13 protein-coding genes are annotated in these 16,353 nt (G+C 63.2%); 5 read left to right on the forward strand and 8 right to left on the reverse strand.

What is annotated here, in order from left to right; translation table 11 throughout:
• Positions 1-2: 2 nt before the first annotated feature.
• The 4 genes from AF337_RS09830 to AF337_RS09845 all read right to left on the reverse strand — a co-directional run bounded on the left by AF337_RS09830 (position 3) and on the right by AF337_RS09845 (position 3,886).
• Entirely contained in the window at positions 3-554 is a 552-nt protein-coding gene (locus tag AF337_RS09830) for a hypothetical protein (RefSeq protein WP_049732023.1), read from the reverse strand.
• Positions 555-764: 210 nt separating this feature from the next.
• Positions 765-1,844 carry a YcjF family protein gene (locus tag AF337_RS09835; RefSeq protein WP_049732024.1) on the reverse strand — a complete coding sequence of 360 codons (1,080 nt, stop codon included), beginning with the start codon at positions 1,842-1,844 and terminating at the stop codon, positions 765-767.
• Entirely contained in the window at positions 1,841-3,316 is a 1,476-nt protein-coding gene (locus tag AF337_RS09840; protein WP_049732025.1) for a YcjX family GTP-binding protein, read from the reverse strand. Before AF337_RS09840 ends, AF337_RS09835 begins: the two co-directional genes overlap by 4 nt.
• A gap of 75 nt (positions 3,317-3,391) precedes the next feature.
• Complete coding sequence (locus AF337_RS09845) at positions 3,392-3,886, reverse strand: SixA phosphatase family protein (protein ID WP_049732026.1); 495 nt, start codon at positions 3,884-3,886, stop codon at positions 3,392-3,394.
• On the opposite strand from AF337_RS09845, the gene AF337_RS44230 reads away from it, so the two are divergent.
• Together AF337_RS44230 and dksA are read left to right on the forward strand one after the other, a co-directional pair.
• Complete coding sequence (locus tag AF337_RS44230; RefSeq protein WP_161492681.1) at positions 3,885-4,040, forward strand: hypothetical protein; 156 nt, start codon at positions 3,885-3,887, stop codon at positions 4,038-4,040. The two genes, AF337_RS09845 and AF337_RS44230, sit on opposite strands and share 2 nt — an antisense overlap.
• 121 nt (positions 4,041-4,161) lie before the next feature.
• Positions 4,162-4,581, forward strand: coding sequence for an RNA polymerase-binding protein DksA (gene dksA / locus AF337_RS09850; protein ID WP_003569003.1), 420 nt, complete (start codon positions 4,162-4,164; stop codon positions 4,579-4,581).
• Between the two features lie 64 nt (positions 4,582-4,645).
• On the opposite strand, the gene AF337_RS09855 is transcribed toward dksA, so the two are convergent.
• Both AF337_RS09855 and AF337_RS09860 read right to left on the reverse strand, forming a co-directional pair.
• The gene (locus AF337_RS09855; RefSeq protein WP_049732027.1) at positions 4,646-5,290 is read right to left on the reverse strand and encodes a DUF1062 domain-containing protein; all 645 of its coding nucleotides are present in this window, start codon (positions 5,288-5,290) and stop codon (positions 4,646-4,648) included.
• Between the two features lie 413 nt (positions 5,291-5,703).
• Positions 5,704-6,774, reverse strand: a complete 1,071-nt coding sequence (locus AF337_RS09860) for a flagellar biosynthetic protein FliO (protein ID WP_082336776.1) — start codon at positions 6,772-6,774, stop codon at positions 5,704-5,706.
• 307 nt (positions 6,775-7,081) lie between these two features.
• Here AF337_RS09860 and cckA point away from each other — a divergent pair, with 307 nt between their 5' ends.
• Entirely contained in the window at positions 7,082-9,685 is a 2,604-nt protein-coding gene (gene cckA / locus AF337_RS09865) for a cell cycle histidine kinase CckA (protein ID WP_049732029.1), read from the forward strand.
• Positions 9,686-9,949: 264 nt separating this feature from the next.
• On the opposite strand, the gene AF337_RS09870 is transcribed toward cckA, so the two are convergent.
• Both AF337_RS09870 and AF337_RS09875 read right to left on the reverse strand, forming a co-directional pair.
• A complete protein-coding gene (locus tag AF337_RS09870; protein WP_049732050.1) occupies positions 9,950-10,876 on the reverse strand; it encodes a pseudouridine-5'-phosphate glycosidase in 927 nt (308 codons plus the stop codon).
• A gap of 89 nt (positions 10,877-10,965) precedes the next feature.
• Positions 10,966-11,910, reverse strand: coding sequence for a carbohydrate kinase family protein (locus AF337_RS09875; protein ID WP_049732030.1), 945 nt, complete (start codon positions 11,908-11,910; stop codon positions 10,966-10,968).
• Positions 11,911-12,138: 228 nt separating this feature from the next.
• Here AF337_RS09875 and recA point away from each other — a divergent pair, with 228 nt between their 5' ends.
• Positions 12,139-13,227 (forward strand): recombinase RecA, encoded by a 1,089-nt coding sequence (gene recA / locus AF337_RS09880; RefSeq protein ID WP_003586201.1) that lies wholly within the window; start codon positions 12,139-12,141, stop codon positions 13,225-13,227.
• Between the two features lie 164 nt (positions 13,228-13,391).
• Positions 13,392-16,046 (forward strand): alanine--tRNA ligase, encoded by a 2,655-nt coding sequence (gene alaS, locus AF337_RS09885; protein ID WP_049732031.1) that lies wholly within the window; start codon positions 13,392-13,394, stop codon positions 16,044-16,046.
• The last annotated feature ends 307 nt before the right edge of the window (positions 16,047-16,353 follow it).

Consider the following 16,353-nt stretch of genomic DNA (forward strand, 5'->3'; position numbering starts at 1 on the left):
ATCTACTGGATGGAGCCGACGGCCATCTCGTCGACCTGGCGGGTCAGCGTCAGGCCGATGACCGGGATCATCTGGCTTTCGACCTTGACCGAAACCGTGACGTTCATCGTCTTGTCATCGCGCACGCGGGCGATCATCGCGCCGTTCAGCTTGGCGCGGTTGATGCCGACGACGACGGTATCCTCGGAAACGGCGCCGGAGACGACGTCGAGACCCTTGCCGGCGGCGCCGTCGAGGAACTTGCCCTTGTAGGTCGAGCCCGACTGCGAGATGACGGCGGTCATCGGCTGTTTGAAGACGCCGACGCGGCAGGTGCCGTCGAGCTTGATGCCGGCGCCACTGTCGCCTGTGGGCTCACCGACCAGGTTGCAGGTGAATTTCGTCCCCTTGTACTTGCCGGCGACGATTTCGCCCGGGCCCTTCCAGGAGCCGGTAACGGAATCGAAGAAGGCCTTGTCACGGGTTGCGGCGGTGGCTGCCGGAGCGACATCTGCGACGGGAGACAATGCCGCGGCGGCCAGACCGCATATGATGAGAAACTTGCGCGAATACATGGATTTTCCTTGGCAAACACCACTCACGAATTGGCTGCAAGTTTTGCCTGGGAATGGTTAATCCTTCCTTTCAATCGTGCCGAAATGCGCTGCAATACAGGGGTTTCGCACAGTTCTGATCTTAGCTTCTCACCATTAGAGTCTTGAATTTGCTGTAATTTCGCCAACATTCCGTTAGGGGTGGCGAAGGCTGCGGAATTGTTCCGTCTCTCAAGGAGTGTTGCCGCGCGGCGACATGGAGGGCGTGAGGTCGCCGATGAAATCGCCGATTCCCGGCCGTTTCAGGGCGTGGAAGGCGAGCGGGCGGCAGAGATCCATCGCCGCGATTCCAATGCGGGCGGTCATCAGGCCGTTGATGACGCCTTCGCCCAATCGGGCCGAGAGCTTGGAGGCCAGCCCATGGCCAAGCACCTGCTGCACGAGGCTGTCGCCGACGGCGATCGAGCCGGTGACGGCCAGATGCGCCAGCACGTCGCGCAGCAGACGGAACATGCCGAGCGTGCCGGGGCGGCCGCCGTAAAGCTCGGCCATGGCGCGGATGAGGCGCACGGACTCATAGAGCACATAGAGCAGGTCGACCACGGCGCGCGGGCTGACGGCGGTGACGATCGAGACACGCTTGGAGGCGTTGACGATCAGGGCGCGGGCCTTTCGGTCGAGCGGCGCGAGCAATTCTCGTTCCGCGAGGGCAATCAGATGCGGGGGATCGATGACCTCGCCTTCCGTCGCCTTCAGCGTGGCGCGGCCCTTCGATGTCTCGGGATTGGCCGAAAGCAGCGTGGTCAGGCGGGCGACGACGGCGCGCGCTTTTGCCGGCCGGGTATCGACCATCGCGGCTTCCGCTTCGGCCTTGATCGCCTGGACGGCGGCAAGGCGCATCATCCCCGATGCCTCGCGGATGACGAGGGCAAGCACGGCGAGGATGCCGACCGCGAGCACGGCAAGCGCCGCATAACCCAACCAGTCGGCGCGGGTGAAGAGATCGCGGATCAGGCTATCGGTCCAGAGGCCGAGGCCCAGCGACAGCAGGATGCCGAAGGCGCCGGCGGCGATCTTTCCGAAAGAGGTCCGGCGTCTCAGCGGCGTTGCCACGGGCACTGCGCTCGGATCCTTGTCGGGATTGAGGAAGGGATCGTCCTCATCAGCCGTCACGACGATGTTTTCGGAGAAGCTTTCCGGCCTGCGCCGCTGTTCTGCCCGGCGGCCGTTGTCATGGCGCTCGGTGGCCTCGTCCTCGTAGGTGAAGGCGGCGGGCGGGCGGCGTGGCGGCTCTGACGGGGTCTTGCTCATGCGAGACGGTCTCCGAACAGGAACTGCATGGCGCGGTCGAGGCGGATATGCGGCACCGACAGCTTGATGCCGCCGCCGGTTTCCTCAAGCTGCGGCGGGCGGAACCTGACAACATTGACATCAGGCAGCCGCAGGCCGGCCTCACCCGAGGCGATACGGTCGAACAGGCTCTCCGGATCCTCCGGCAGGTCGCCGGGAAAGATCGCGGTCTTCCTCTGGCCGTCGAAACGCTCGCCGGCGATGGTTTCGCCCTCCATCGGCGTGCCAACGATGACCGGCAGTTCATGACCGTCGCGCTTGACCGACGCCTCGCGGGTGGCGCGGACGGAGGCGAGCGCCATGACGTCGATGCCGGCGCCGGCCATGCCGATGCGGTCGATGGCACGATCGACCAGGCGGCGGGTCAGGGCATCGAGCCGGTCGTGGCTTTCATGGTGGAGATGATCGGCCTTGGTGGCGGCGACCAGCACGCGGTCGATGCGCCGCCCGAGCAACGAGGACAGCAGCGAATTGGTGCCGGGGCGGAAACAGGCGAGCACATCGGTCAGCGCGCGTTCCAGATCCTGCACGGCTTCCGGGCCGCGGTTCATCGCCTGCAACGCATCGACCAGCACGATCTGCCGGTCGATGCGGGCGAAATGCTCGCGGAAGAAGGGTTTGACGACGACCGATTTATAGGCCTCATAGCGCCGCTCCATCATCGTCCAGAGCGAATTGCGCCCCGGACGGCCGTCCGCCGGCAAGGCCAGCGGCGCGAAGGTCAGCGCCGGCGAGCCGTCGAGATCGCCGGGCAGCAGCAGGCGGCCGGGCGGCAGGGTGGAGAGCGAGCGTTCGTCGGCCTTGCAGGCCTTGAGATAATCGGCGAAGGCGGTGGCGAGGTCGCGGGCGACCATCTCGTCGGCGCCGGCATGGATATCGGCGGCATGCGTCAGCGCCAGCCATCCGCGCGACAGGTCGGAGCGGATGCCGGTTTTCGCCAGTGCGATCGTTTCCTCACTGAAGGTGCGGTAATCCTTGCCGAGCAACGGCAGGTCGAGCAGCCACTCGCCGGGATAATCGACGATGTCGATCGACAGGCGGCCGGGCGAAAACAGCCGGTTCCAACCGCTGGCGCTCTGATAATCCAGCGTGATGCGCAGCTCTGAGATGGCGCGGGTCGAATCCGGCCAGATACGATCCTTCACCAGCGCACGGATATGGTCCTCGTACTGGAAGCGCGGCACGGCATCGTCTGGCTGCGGCTCCAGCCGCACCGCCGAGACGCGGCCCGACTGCACCGGCTCGAACAGCGGCAGGCGGCCGCCATGCAGGAGATTGTGAACCAGCGAGGAAATGAAGACCGTCTTGCCGGAGCGGGAGAGGCCGGTGACGCCGAGCCGCACGGTCGGATTGACGAGGCTGCTCGCCCGGTCGGCGAGATTGTCGAGGGCGATGCGGGCGTCATCGGCAAAGGATGTCAGGCGTGGCGGCAAGGCGCAATTCCGGTTGGTGACTGCCGGCAATATAGGAAGGGCGCGCCGCCTGAAAAAGACGCGGCGCGAAAGCTTTCAGACGACCACAAAATCGGTGAGGCGCCAGCCGGCGGCTGAAGCGTCGTAATCGACGACGGCAAGGCCGGCCGTCGGGAAGCCGCCGGGAAGGGCGCTTGCCATCGCCTCATGGCCGATCAGGGCCTCCAGCGCCTGCTCCATGGTCGGATTGTGGCCGACCAGCATGACGGCTGCCTCATCCTGCGCATCGACGATCTCGAGATAGGTGTCGACCGTGGCGTTGTAGAGCGCATCGACATAACGCATGTCTAGCGTGAGACCCATTGCCCGATGGACCGCATCGGCAGTGCCGCGGCAGCGCAGCGCCGTCGAACTGATCAGAAGATCGGGACGGTAGCCCTTGTCGGCGGCCTTGTCGGCGATGATCTCGGCATCGCCGAAGCCCTTTTCGTTGAGCGGCCGGTCGAAATCGCGCTGCCCGGGCTCGGCCCAGGCGGCCTCGGCATGACGCAGGAGATAGATGCGGTTGGGCGGAGGCAGCGGTACGGTCATGGGCAAATCCAGGATCGGGCGGGTCTTTTCAGTAGCGGTTGCAATCGGCCGCCGTCAATCGCCAGCCATGCCGCAATGGCGTAAAACGTGGCTGACAACCGGCGTTTTGAAGGCGAAGAAAAAAATGGCGGCCGGAATAACCATGACAAAATAGGTCGTTAGCTTAAAATTGTAACAGATTTAAAAATCTGTTTACCTGTCGTATTTGGCTTGAATCGCGGCTAGCGCTTGGGATATACACCCGCCCAGATGAGATGTTCTTCAGGAGAATCGCGTTGAGTGAGAAGATCGATCTTAGCAATTACGTTCCCTCGGAAGAGGAAGAGTTCATGAACGTAAACCAGCGTGCCTACTTCAGGACCAAGCTGGTTGCATGGAGGAATGACATCCTTAGAGAAGCGCGTGAAACCCTCGACCATCTGGCCGAGGAAAGCGCAAACCACCCCGATCTCGCCGACCGGGCGTCGTCGGAAACCGACCGGGCGATCGAACTTCGCGCCCGTGATCGGCAGAGAAAGCTGATTTCCAAGATCGACGCGGCACTGCAGCGCATCGAAGACGGCACTTACGGCTACTGCGAGGAAACCGGCGAACCGATCGGCCTCAAGCGTCTCGACGCCCGCCCGATCGCGACGCTGTCGATCGAGGCGCAGGAGCGCCACGAACGCCGCGAAAAAGTCTATCGCGACGAATAATGGTTTTCATGCAGATATGAGAGCAGACAAGCGCCGCGATCGGATCGCGGCGCTTGTTTGTCGATCACTGCTCCACTGCATAATTGCCTGTCGCCAGCGGTTTCCACGATCGCTCTCGTTCGGTCTCCATCGAGAGGTCGATCGTGACAACAGTGCGGTTCCTGATTCGTCGTCGCAGGATGTCCGCTTTCTCAGGATCTGTCCGAACCATGCCTTCGGCGTGAAGAGCCTGCAGCTTCGAGCGTGAAAGTTTCAACTCGGACGCCAGCAGGCGGTCGAGGCGTGTGCTCGTTGCGACGGGGACCGTCAGTTCGATTGCCAATCTCGTCCAATTCGTAGTTTCGTGCTGTATCTCCTTGGCGATTTCAACTTCGGCAAACTCATCCACACGCAGCGATTTGTGCCGGAGAGCGTCGAGATTGAAGGTCTCGGCCCGGATCCAATGGGGATCGTTGGATTGCAGCGCCTCAAGGACGGCAGGGCCGATGTCGCGGACATTGCGGCGCTCGAGGATCGGCCGGTTCCACGTTCGTTCACAGGTCAGGCATTTGTAGATGAGCCAGGCGTCCAGCTTGCGGCCGTTGGCGTTGAGCCGGATCTTGCCGCTGGATTGGAAGGCTCTCAGGCCCCCGCATCCGCCGCATGCAATCCAAGGCTGGGGCGCTGTCTTGGGAATAATGGTCCATCGGACCCGAAGCGTCTTGCACATATCGTTTTGGTCTTCCGTTCGGAAGTCCACCGAGATGGTGCATGAGAAAACCCTTGCGGGCGCGGTGTGGCGATGTTGCGGGTGGCTGAAGAGCTGAGACAGCGGCGTTGCCGTGGCACATTGTAACAATGCCAAACCGGTCTCTCGCCACCACCCGATGAACATGTTCGCATGCCGCCAGCGCGTCGCCAGGCGGCAGTACGGGTGAAACTGGAGTGAGACCGGTGTTTACTTAGGCAAAGTGCAACCTCGGATGCGCCAACGCTCTTCACCCGATCGATACCAAATGATCGGCATGTAGGGGAGGCCTGAGGCATTCGCACACTAAAAAAGCCGCGGCATTGCGGCTTTTGTGCAACTTTCTGGTGAATGGGAAGGTGGGGCAATGCGATGTGACGCGGGCGTCCTCGCCTTCATTTGTCGCGATTGACGCTCATTTCGCCGAAGATGCGGGCGACTTCCTTCTGCAGTTCCGTATCGGCGCCGGTGATCGGGGCGAGATCGGGATCGCGGCGCGGCAGGTTGCCCGGCTGCGGCTGCGGTATGGCTTGGCGGGAGGGCTGGTTTGCCGGCACTGGGACGATGCGTTCGGCCGTCAGATTGTTCGCCATCTCCTCTTCCAGCACTCGCTGGAAATCACCGCGGATCGCCGCTGCCGGCTGCGCTGCCGCATCGTCCTCGGCTGTGCCGGGTGCTGCGCGGGCGGCGGCCGGCGTGCCCTGGAAAGATGGAGCAGAAATTTCGGGTTCGATGCGCTGCTGCGGCATTACGCGCTGGCGGGCGGCATCGAGAATCTCGGCCGCACTTGCGGTATCGTGGAACGATGCAGGCTGCGCGACCGGGGAAGCGACGGGACGCTCCGGCGGGCGCGGCTGAGGCGGGGCGGGAGGCGGAAGAATGTCGCGTTCGGCCGACAGCGGCGCCGTCACGGGGGTTGCCGGAAGAGGGCTCGTCGCCACCGGCGGCGCCACGACCGGCTGGGTTGGCGGTTCGGGGCGCGGGCGCGGCTCCGGCGAAACCGGCGCGGAGAAGGAAGGCTCGGCGGCCGGCTCGATCCGGGCTGCGGCAGGAGCGGCAACTGGAGCTGCAACTGGAGCGGGGGGCGGAGAAACTGGTGGCGTTTCCGGGCGCGCCGGGGATATCGGGCGCTGCTCGACGGGTTGCGGGCGGTCGGCGCTTTCCGGCTGTTGCGCCGCTGCGGGCAGGATACGGCTTTCGATGACGATATCGCTCGGGCCGCCGATCATGATCAGATGCTCGACGTCGTCGCGGCGCACCAGCACCAGCCGGCGACGGGTATCGACAGCTGCGGCATCCAGAACCTGCAGGCGGGGCTGGCGGTTGCGGCCGCCGCGCACGAAGGGCGAGGGGGCCCGTCTGCGGATCACCCAGAGCACCAGGATGAGCAGGAGAAGCGCCAGGCCGACGCCACCGGCCGCAAGCAGAAAACGGCTGCCATAAGCTCCGACAACATCATCCAACATAATCACTTACTCCATTTCATATTCGGCACATATTGACGACTTTTCCGTTCCTTAGGCAAGGGCCGCCGGTGCTGTCCAGTCACGGGAGAACGCGATTTCGTGTTCCGCTGCCCGGGCGCCCGGCGATCCTGTGCACGGGCGGCCGCATCAGGGTTCAGGGGCAGATGGCGCTGTTGCCTGTGAATTCAAGCAGTCTTGCCGGAGACCGGTGTTTTTGCCGACGCGGCAAATTGCTAAGAAGGAAAGAGTGCCTGATTCCCGCTTCGTGTTCGTGCTACGAAGCTGAAGGGGCTTATGTGAGGAATACATGACGAAACCGCGTCAGGCCGACGATTATAACGCACCGCTTGTGGATCGTGGGGGGCGTTCTGGCACGGTTTTGCGCATTCTTCTGCTAGCCCTCGTGCTGATCGCAGCCGCCGGCGGCTTCGTCGTCTTCAAGAGATCGCTTGATAACGAGGTCGTGCTGGGCGGTCTCGGCGTGCTCGCCATGGTCGGCATCTTCTTCCTGGTATCCTCGGTCATCGGCTTCATCGAGGTGATGCCGCAGCGCCAGTCCGACAGCCTGGCGCGCGCCTTCCTCAACAGTCATCCGGACGGCACGCTGATCACCGATGAAAAAGGCCGGATCATCTATGCCAACGCCGCCTATGGCGCGCTGACCGGCGCGCGCAAGGCGACCGAGGTGCAGACGCTGGAAACCCTGCTGTCGCGCCACCGCGAATCGAACGAGGCGCTCTACAGGCTGGTCAACGGCCTGCGCGAGGGCAAGGAAGGCCGCGAGGAATTCCGCCTGCTGCGCGCCGTCGGGCCCGGCAGCAACAGCTCCGGCGCCCATTGGTACCGGCTGAAGGCGCGGCTGCTGCCTCAGGAGGAGAACGGCGGCAAACCGCTGCAGATCTGGCAGATCACCGACATCACCACCGAGCGCGACGACCAGGAGCGCTTTTTCAAGGAATTGCAGAACGCGATCGACTATCTCGACCATGCGCCGGCCGGCTTCTTTTCCGCCGGCAGGAAGGGCGAGATCTTCTATCTCAATGCAACGCTTGCCGAGTGGCTGGGGCTCGACCTCACCAAATTCGTGCCGGGCTCGATGACGATCGGCGACGTGGTGGCGGGCGAGGGGCTGGCTCTGATCCAGTCGGTGCAGGCCGAACCTGGGCTGAAGAAGACCGTGACGCTCGATCTCGACCTGCGCAAGACCAACGGCCAGAGCCTGCCGGTGCAGATCATCCACAGCGTCACGTCGATGCGCGACGGCGCACCCGGCGAGAGCCGGACGATCGTGCTGGGGCGTGAGAAGAGCGAAGCCGGCGGTCAGTCCGCTTCTGCCGCCGCGATGCGCTTCACCCGCTTCTTCAACAACACGCCGATGGCAATCGCCTCGGTCGACGGCGACGGGCGCATCCTGCGGACCAACGCGCCGTTCCTGAAGCTGTTCTCCGGCGTCGTCTCGCGCGACGATCTCGAAAAGGCGCCTCATCTCGAAACCATCGTGCAGGAAAGCGACCGGCCGCAGCTCGCCGAGGCGCTGGCGGCGGCCAAGGACCGCCAGGGCGACATCGCGCCCCTCGATACCCGCACGCCGACCGACGAGGCGCGCTATTTCCGTTTCTATGTCAACGCCGTCATCGACCAGAGCGACGAGGCGCCCGAGGAGGCGGCGATCGTCTATGCCGTCGAGGTGACCGAGCAGAAGGCGCTGGAAGCGCAGATGGCGCAGACGCAGAAGATGAATGCTGTCGGCACGCTCGCCGGCGGCATCGCGCATGATTTCAACAATGTGCTGACGGCGATCCTGCTTTCCTCCGACCATCTGCTGCTGCAGGCGCGGCCGGCCGATGCGAGCTTTGCGGACCTGATGGAAATCAAGCGCAATGCCAACCGCGCCGCGGTGCTGGTTCGCCAGTTGCTCGCCTTCTCGCGCAAGCAGACGATGCGGCCCTCGGTGCTGAACCTGACGGATGTCGTCGGCGACCTGCGCATGCTGGTCGACCGGCTGCTTTCCGGCACCAACGTCAAGCTCGACGTGCAATATGGCCGCGACCTCTGGCCCGTCAAAACCGACCTTTCGCAATTCGAACAAGTGCTGATCAATCTCTGCGTCAATGCGCGCGATGCCATGCCCGATGGCGGCACGCTGACGCTGCGCACCCGAAACCTGACAGCTTCAGAGGTCTCCGCCTTCAACTATTCCTACATGCCGGCCGAGGACATGGTGCTGATCGAAGTCGCCGATAACGGCACCGGTATCGCGCCCGAGATCATGGACAAGATCTTCGAGCCGTTCTTCACCACCAAGGATGTCGGCAAGGGCACGGGGCTTGGCCTCGCCATGGTCTACGGCATCGTCAAGCAATCGGGCGGTTACATCCAGCCGGAATCCGAAGTCGGCAAGGGCACCACCTTCCGAGTCTTCCTGCCGCGCCACATCCCGGAGCCGGCGGTTGCCGCCGAAGCAGGTGCGATCGACAGCGCCGTCGCCGAGATCGGCATGCGGCCGGAGGCGCCAACGGCGCAGCAGCCGGAGGACCTGACGGGATCGGCGGTCATCCTTCTCGTCGAAGACGAGGAGGCGGTGCGCCGCGGCGGCAAGCGCATGCTGGAAACGCGCGGCTACACCGTGCACGAGGCGGGCTCGGGCGTCGAGGCGCTCAGCATCATGGAAGAGCTCGACGGCAAGGTCGACATCGTCGTTTCCGACGTGGTGATGCCCGAAATGGATGGCCCGACGCTGCTGCGCGAGCTGCGCAAGACCTATCCCGACATGAAATTCATCTTCGTGTCCGGCTATGCCGAAGATGCCTTTGCCCGCAACCTGCCGCCCGAGTCGAAATTCGGGTTTTTGCCGAAGCCGTTTTCGCTGAAACAGCTTGCGGTGGTGGTCAAGGAGACGCTGGACGGGTGAAGGAAGTGGGTGTTGGAGGGCAGGCTGTGCCGTGCCGCACCCCCCTCTGCCCTGCCGGGCATCTCCCCCACAAGGAGGGAGATCGGCTGGGCGCAGCGGCTTCCCCAACCAAGTATCCATTGCAGCTTGGCGAAACGTTGATGTGAACTGAAGGTTTCGCAGCTTGCAATCTCCCCACCTGTGGGGGAGATGCCCGGCAGGGCAGAGGGGGGCTTATACGGCACGCCCTATCTGCCAAGGCGATCCCTGCCGGCCCATTACCCCTCACTCACCCAACGCCACGGCAATCTCAGCCGCCAGCCGCGCATTGTTCTCGACCAGCGCAATATTTGTCTTCAGGCTCTGGCCGTCCGTGAGGTCGAAAATGGTTGAGAGCAGATAGGGCGTGACCGCCTTGCCGGTGATTTCGTCGCGCTCGGCGCTATCCAGCGCCCGCTCGATATAGATTTCCATCTCTTCGCGGGCGATCTCGTCGGCCTCGGGCACCGGGTTGGCGATGAGCATGCCGCCGTCGATGCCGAGCTGGTCGCGCACCGTCTGGAAATTGGCAATGGCGGCCGGGCTGTTCAGCGACAGCGGGCTTGATATGCCCGAGGAGCGCGACCAGAAGGCGGGGAATTCTTCGCTCTCGTAGGTGACGACGGGCACGCCGCGGGTTTCCAGCACTTCCAGCGTCTTCGGAATGTCGAGGATCGCCTTGGCGCCGGCGCAGACGACGATGACGCCGGTGCGCGCCAGTTCCTCGAGATCGGCCGATATGTCGAAGCTTTCCTCGGCGCCGCGGTGCACGCCGCCGATGCCGCCTGTGGCAAAGACGCGGATGCCGGCACGGGCGGCGGCGATCATCGTCGCGGCAACCGTGGTGGCGCCGGTGCGGCGCTCGGCGATCGAAAAGGCGAGATCGGCGCGCGACACCTTCATCACATCGGTCGCCTTGGCGAGTTGCTCCAGTTCGCCGGCTTCAAGGCCGATATGCAGCGTGCCGTGAATGACGGCGATCGTTGCCGGCACCGCACCCTGTTCGCGAATGATCGTCTCGACGCTGCGGGCCATCTCGATATTGCCGGGATAGGGCATGCCATGGGTGATGATGGTCGATTCCAGCGCCACCAGCGGCGCGCCGCGCTGCTTGGCGCTGGCGACCTCCTTCGAATAGGCGATCGGCAGAAGGGGCGAAATGGGCTTGGTCATGATCTTGTCCTGTCGTCGATAGAGCATGATGCCGAAAAGTGTCAGCGGTTTTCGGACGACGTCATGCTCGACTATTTAATTTCGTCGCTTCAATGCAGAATTCTGACCTTGGGAACAAGGGCAAGCGCCGCATTCAAAAGATCCGGTGTCAGATTTTCGTTGACGGCATGCCGCGACTGCACGGTCAGCGTGGCGGCCGCGGTGCCGTGGCGAATGGCCTCCTCGAGCGGCAGGCCTGATATCAAGGCGGCAAGCGTGCCGGCGGCAAGAGAATCGCCGGCACCGGTGACATCGGCGACGGTGTCGGCGGCCGGCGGCTGCAGCGTCATGGCGCGGCCCTCGCAAAGTGCGACGAGCTCGCGGCGGCCGCGGGTGACGACGGCGTTCCTGATGCCGATCTCGTTCAGAAGCGGCGGCCAGCCGGCAGCGTCCTCCGGCTGTTGCCCGGCAAGGGCGGAAGCCTCGGCCTCATTCAGGAACAGGTAGTCGATATCCCCGATACAGGGTTTCAGCTTGACGACTTTGGCAGGCGAGATGGCGATCGCCGCGACCGGCTTTGCCAGGGAACGCGCCTTGGCAACGATCGCCGCGATCGTCTCCTCCGGCAGGTTGGCGTCGAAAAGAATGAGATCATGGGCGGCGAAGGCCTCCCGCACCCAGCGGATGGAGAGACGCCGCGGCACGAAGAAACGGTAGAGGTCCATGTCGGCAAGGGCGATCACCAGATCGCCGTCCGTCTCGATGATCGCCGTATAGCTCGGGGTCTTGCGGTCGAGGAAGACGAAAGGCCGGTCGTCGATGCCGGCGAAATCGGCGGCTTCGCCGACCATCTCGCCGATGGGGTCGCCGCCGCGTGGCGAAATCATCGTCACCTGAAAACCGAGCCTGGCAAGGTTGCGCGCCGCATTGAAGCCGCCGCCGCCCGGCTCCTCGAACCAGGTGCCGGGATTGCTGGCGCCCGGCACCGTTTCGCCGGAGATTCGGCCGCGCCGGTCGATGTGGGCGCCGCCGAGAACAAGAATCTTTTTATTCATTTCAACCGCCTTCTGATGCGCGAAAAGCGAATCGAGGCGGTGCTACCGGCCGCGGCAAAGCCGGCGCATATGGCCTAAGTCGTTGCTTTGCATCGATAAAACAAATATAGAACACGGGCTGTTTTACCTTTTTCTTTCAATCGTTTGATCGCCCATTGCGGGAATAGAACAAATAGGGTACAAACTCGACATTGCTTGGGCGGCTTCAATAACCTAAAGGTGGATCGGATGTCTCAGAATTCATTGCGGCTGGTAGAGGACAAATCGGTGGACAAAAGCAAAGCGCTTGAAGCGGCACTCTCACAGATAGAGCGGTCGTTCGGCAAGGGCTCGATCATGAAACTCGGCTCCAACGAGAATGTTGTCGAGATCGAGACGATCTCGACCGGCTCGCTTGGCCTCGATATTGCACTTGGCGTCGGTGGTCTGCCGAGGGGCCGTATCATCGAAATTTACGGGCCGGAGAGCTCGGGTAAGACGACACTTGCATTGCAGACCATTGCCGAAGCGCAGAAGAAGGGCGGCATCTGCGCCTTCGTTGATGCCGAACATGCGCTCGATCCCGTCTATGCCCGCAAGCTTGGCGTCGATCTGCAGAACCTGCTGATCTCGCAGCCCGATACCGGCGAGCAGGCGCTCGAAATCACCGATACGCTGGTGCGCTCCGGCGCCGTCGACGTTCTCGTCGTCGACTCGGTCGCCGCACTGACGCCGCGCGCCGAAATCGAAGGCGAGATGGGCGACAGCCTGCCCGGCTTGCAGGCGCGCCTGATGAGCCAGGCGCTGCGCAAGCTCACAGCTTCGATTTCCAAGTCAAACACCATGGTGATCTTCATCAACCAGATCCGCATGAAGATCGGCGTCATGTTCGGTTCGCCTGAGACAACGACCGGCGGCAATGCGCTGAAGTTCTACGCCTCCGTGCGCCTCGACATCCGCCGCATCGGCGCGGTCAAGGAGCGCGAAGAGGTGATCGGCAACCAGACCCGCGTCAAGGTGGTCAAGAACAAGATGGCGCCGCCCTTCAAGCAGGTCGAGTTCGACATCATGTATGGCGAGGGCGTGTCAAAGACCGGCGAACTGGTCGATCTCGGCGTCAAGGCCGGCATCGTCGAGAAATCCGGTGCCTGGTTCTCCTATAACAGCCAGCGTCTCGGCCAGGGCCGCGAAAATGCCAAGACCTTCCTGCGCGACAATCCGGATCTGGCTCGCGAGATCGAACTGTCGCTGCGCCAGAATGCCGGGCTGATCGCCGACCGCTTCCTGCAGAACGGCGGACCGGACCCCGATGACGGTGATGCTGCCGCGGAAATGTGATTTCGCGATCGGTTTTCCGCCAGTCCCTTTGAAAATCCAAGCCGGCTGCATTCCCTGATCAGAATGCGGCCGGTTTTGTTTGTCTGCTGGACAGTGGCGGAGGTGAACGTTAAAAGCCGATGGATTTAGATTTACCTGCCTCCGGCAGCATTGAAGGGCATAGCATGAGCGGTGTGAACGATATCCGGTCGACATTCCTCGACTATTTCAAGAAGAACGGTCATGAGATCGTCTCGTCGAGCCCGCTCGTGCCGCGCAACGACCCGACGCTGATGTTCACCAATGCCGGCATGGTACAGTTCAAGAACGTCTTCACCGGTCTGGAGAAACGCCCTTATTCGACGGCGACCACCTCGCAGAAATGCGTGCGCGCCGGCGGCAAGCATAACGACCTCGACAATGTCGGCTATACGGCCCGCCACCTGACCTTCTTCGAAATGCTCGGCAACTTTTCGTTTGGCGACTATTTCAAGGAGAATGCGATCGAGCTTGCCTGGAAGCTGGTCACCGAAGGTTTCGACCTGCCGAAACATCGCCTGCTGGTCACCGTCTATTCCGAAGACGAGGAAGCCGCGACGCTGTGGAAGAAGATCGCCGGCTTCTCCGACGACAAGATCATCCGCATCCCGACCTCCGACAACTTCTGGCAGATGGGCGATACCGGCCCTTGCGGCCCATGCTCGGAAATCTTCATCGACCAGGGCGAGAATGTCTGGGGCGGCCCTCCCGGTTCGCCGGAAGAGGATGGTGACCGGTTCCTGGAATTCTGGAACCTCGTCTTCATGCAGTTCGAACAGACCGAGCCTGGTGTTCGCAACCCGCTGCCGCGCCCGTCGATCGATACCGGAATGGGCCTCGAGCGCATGGCCGCCGTTCTGCAGGGCGTTCAGAGCGTGTTCGACACGGACCTGTTCCGCACGCTGATCGGCACTATCGAGGAGACGATGGGCGTCAAGGCGGAGGGTAGCGCCAGCCACCGGGTCATCGCCGACCATCTGCGCTCCTCGGCCTTCCTGATCGCCGATGGCGTGCTGCCGTCGAATGAAGGCCGCGGCTATGTGCTGCGCCGTATCATGCGCCGCGCCATGCGGCATGCCCAGCTTCTCGGCGCCAAGGAGCCGCTGATGTACAAGCTGCTGCCGACGCTGGTGCAGGAGATGGGGCGCGCCTATCCGGAACTCGTGCGCGCCGAAGCGTTGATTTCGGAGACGCTGAAACTCGAGGAAGGCCGCTTCCGCAAGACGCTGGAGCGTGGCTTGTCGCTGCTGTCGGATGCGACCACGGATCTCGACAAGGGGGACATGCTGGACGGCGAAACCGCCTTCAAGCTCTACGACACCTACGGCTTCCCGCTCGACCTGACGCAGGATGCGCTGCGCGCCCGTGAGATCGGCGTCGATATCTCCGGCTTCACCGATGCCATGCAGCGCCAGAAGGCCGAAGCCCGCTCGCACTGGGCCGGTTCCGGCGAGAAGGCAACCGAAACCATCTGGTTCGAGCTTAGAGAAAAACACGGCGCAACCGAATTCCTGGGTTACGACACCGAAACCGCCGAAGGCGTGGTGCAGACGATCGTCAAGGACGGGGCCGTCTCTGAAGAAGCCAAGGCCGGCGACAAGGTGCAGATCGTCGTGAACCAGACGCCGTTCTATGGCGAATCCGGCGGTCAGATGGGCGATACCGGCGTCATCTCCTCCGATCACGGCAAGATCGAAATATCAGACACGCAGAAGAGGGGCGAAGGACTCTTCGTGCATTCCGGCACCGTTGTCGAAGGTGCATTCAAGACTGGTGACGCAGTTGTTCTGACCGTCGATCACGCCCGCCGTTCACGCCTGCGCGCCAACCACTCGGCAACGCACCTGCTGCATGAGGCGCTGCGCGAGGTGCTCGGCACCCATGTTGCCCAGAAGGGGTCGCTGGTCGCGCCCGAGCGGCTGCGTTTCGACGTGTCGCATCCGAAGCCGATGTCGGCCGAGGAACTGAAAATCGTCGAGGAAATGGCCAACGAGATCGTGCTGCAGAATTCTCATGTCACGACCCGGCTGATGAGCGTCGACGACGCCATCGAGGAAGGCGCCATGGCCCTCTTCGGCGAGAAGTACGGCGATGAAGTGCGTGTCGTTTCGATGGGCACGGGCCTTCATGGTGCGAAGAGCAACAAGCCTTACTCGGTCGAGCTTTGCGGCGGAACGCATGTGTCGGCCACCGGTCAGATCGGCCTGATCCGCGTGCTTGGCGAAAGTGCCGTCGGCGCCGGCGTTCGCCGTATCGAGGCCGTCACCGGTGAAACGGCGCGCGAATATCTCGCTGAGCAGGATGATCGCGTGAAGACCCTCGCTGCCTCGCTGAAGGTTCAGCCTTCGGAGGTTCTATTGCGCGTCGAGGCGCTGATGGACGAGCGCCGCAAGCTGGAGAAGGAACTGGCCGATGCCAAGCGTAAGCTCGCCATGGGCGGCGGGCAGGGCGGCTCGGGCGATGCCGTGCGCGAAGTCGCCGGCGTCAAGTTTCTCGGCAAATCGATATCGGGGGTCGATCCCAAGGATCTGAAGGGACTTGCCGATGACGGCAAGACCAGCATCGGCTCCGGCGTCGTCACTCTGATCGGTGTGTCCGACGACGGCAAGGCAAGCGCCGTCGTGGCGGTGACGCCGGATCTCGTCGAGCGCTACAGCGCCGTCGATCTCGTCCGCATCGCCTCTGCCGCCCTCGGCGGCAAGGGCGGCGGGGGCCGTCCCGACATGGCCCAGGCCGGCGGTCCGGACGGATCGAAAGCAGACGAGGCAATCGAGGCGGTGGCCGTAGCACTCGCCGGCTGAGCTGCCGGTTACGTCGCCTCTCCTCCCTCATTCCTGTCCTCGGGCTTCGACCCGAGGGATGTCACGGGAATCCAGTGCGCCCAAGTCCTTGGGCGCGAAAGACTCTTTTTCTTCAGGTACCGATTCATTCACGGCGCGGACGCGCCGTGGCTGGATTCCTGTGACATCCCTCGGGTCGAAGCCCGAGGACAGGAATGAGGGTGGGGTGATGCCGGAGCACCCGCCTCGTCCTTCGAGGCCCCTCGCGGGGCGCCTCAGCAACCGTGTTGTTGGGGCTCGTTCCAGGGTGTGTTTCTTTTAAGGATGG

This window comes from Rhizobium ecuadorense (assembly GCF_001187535.1).
In the GTDB taxonomy this organism is placed as follows: Bacteria; Pseudomonadota; Alphaproteobacteria; order Rhizobiales; family Rhizobiaceae; genus Rhizobium; species Rhizobium ecuadorense.

Excerpts from the sequence above, each read along its gene's own strand:
- AF337_RS09875 (WP_049732030.1), bottom strand. The coding sequence starts at position 11,910 with ATGAATAAAAAGATTCTTGTTCTCGGCGGCGCCCACATCGACCGGCGC.
- AF337_RS09845 (WP_049732026.1), bottom strand. The coding sequence starts at position 3,886 with ATGACCGTACCGCTGCCTCCGCCCAACCGCATCTATCTCCTGCGTCAT.
- AF337_RS09835 (WP_049732024.1), bottom strand. The coding sequence starts at position 1,844 with ATGAGCAAGACCCCGTCAGAGCCGCCACGCCGCCCGCCCGCCGCCTTC.
- recA (WP_003586201.1), top strand. The coding sequence starts at position 12,139 with ATGTCTCAGAATTCATTGCGGCTGGTAGAGGACAAATCGGTGGACAAA.
- AF337_RS44230 (WP_161492681.1), top strand. The coding sequence starts at position 3,885 with ATGGGCAAATCCAGGATCGGGCGGGTCTTTTCAGTAGCGGTTGCAATC.
- alaS (WP_049732031.1), top strand. The coding sequence starts at position 13,392 with ATGAGCGGTGTGAACGATATCCGGTCGACATTCCTCGACTATTTCAAG.
- AF337_RS09870 (WP_049732050.1), bottom strand. The coding sequence starts at position 10,876 with ATGACCAAGCCCATTTCGCCCCTTCTGCCGATCGCCTATTCGAAGGAG.
- AF337_RS09860 (WP_082336776.1), bottom strand. The coding sequence starts at position 6,774 with ATGTTGGATGATGTTGTCGGAGCTTATGGCAGCCGTTTTCTGCTTGCG.
- cckA (WP_049732029.1), top strand. The coding sequence starts at position 7,082 with ATGACGAAACCGCGTCAGGCCGACGATTATAACGCACCGCTTGTGGAT.
- AF337_RS09830 (WP_049732023.1), bottom strand. The coding sequence starts at position 554 with ATGTATTCGCGCAAGTTTCTCATCATATGCGGTCTGGCCGCCGCGGCA.
- AF337_RS09855 (WP_049732027.1), bottom strand. The coding sequence starts at position 5,290 with ATGTGCAAGACGCTTCGGGTCCGATGGACCATTATTCCCAAGACAGCG.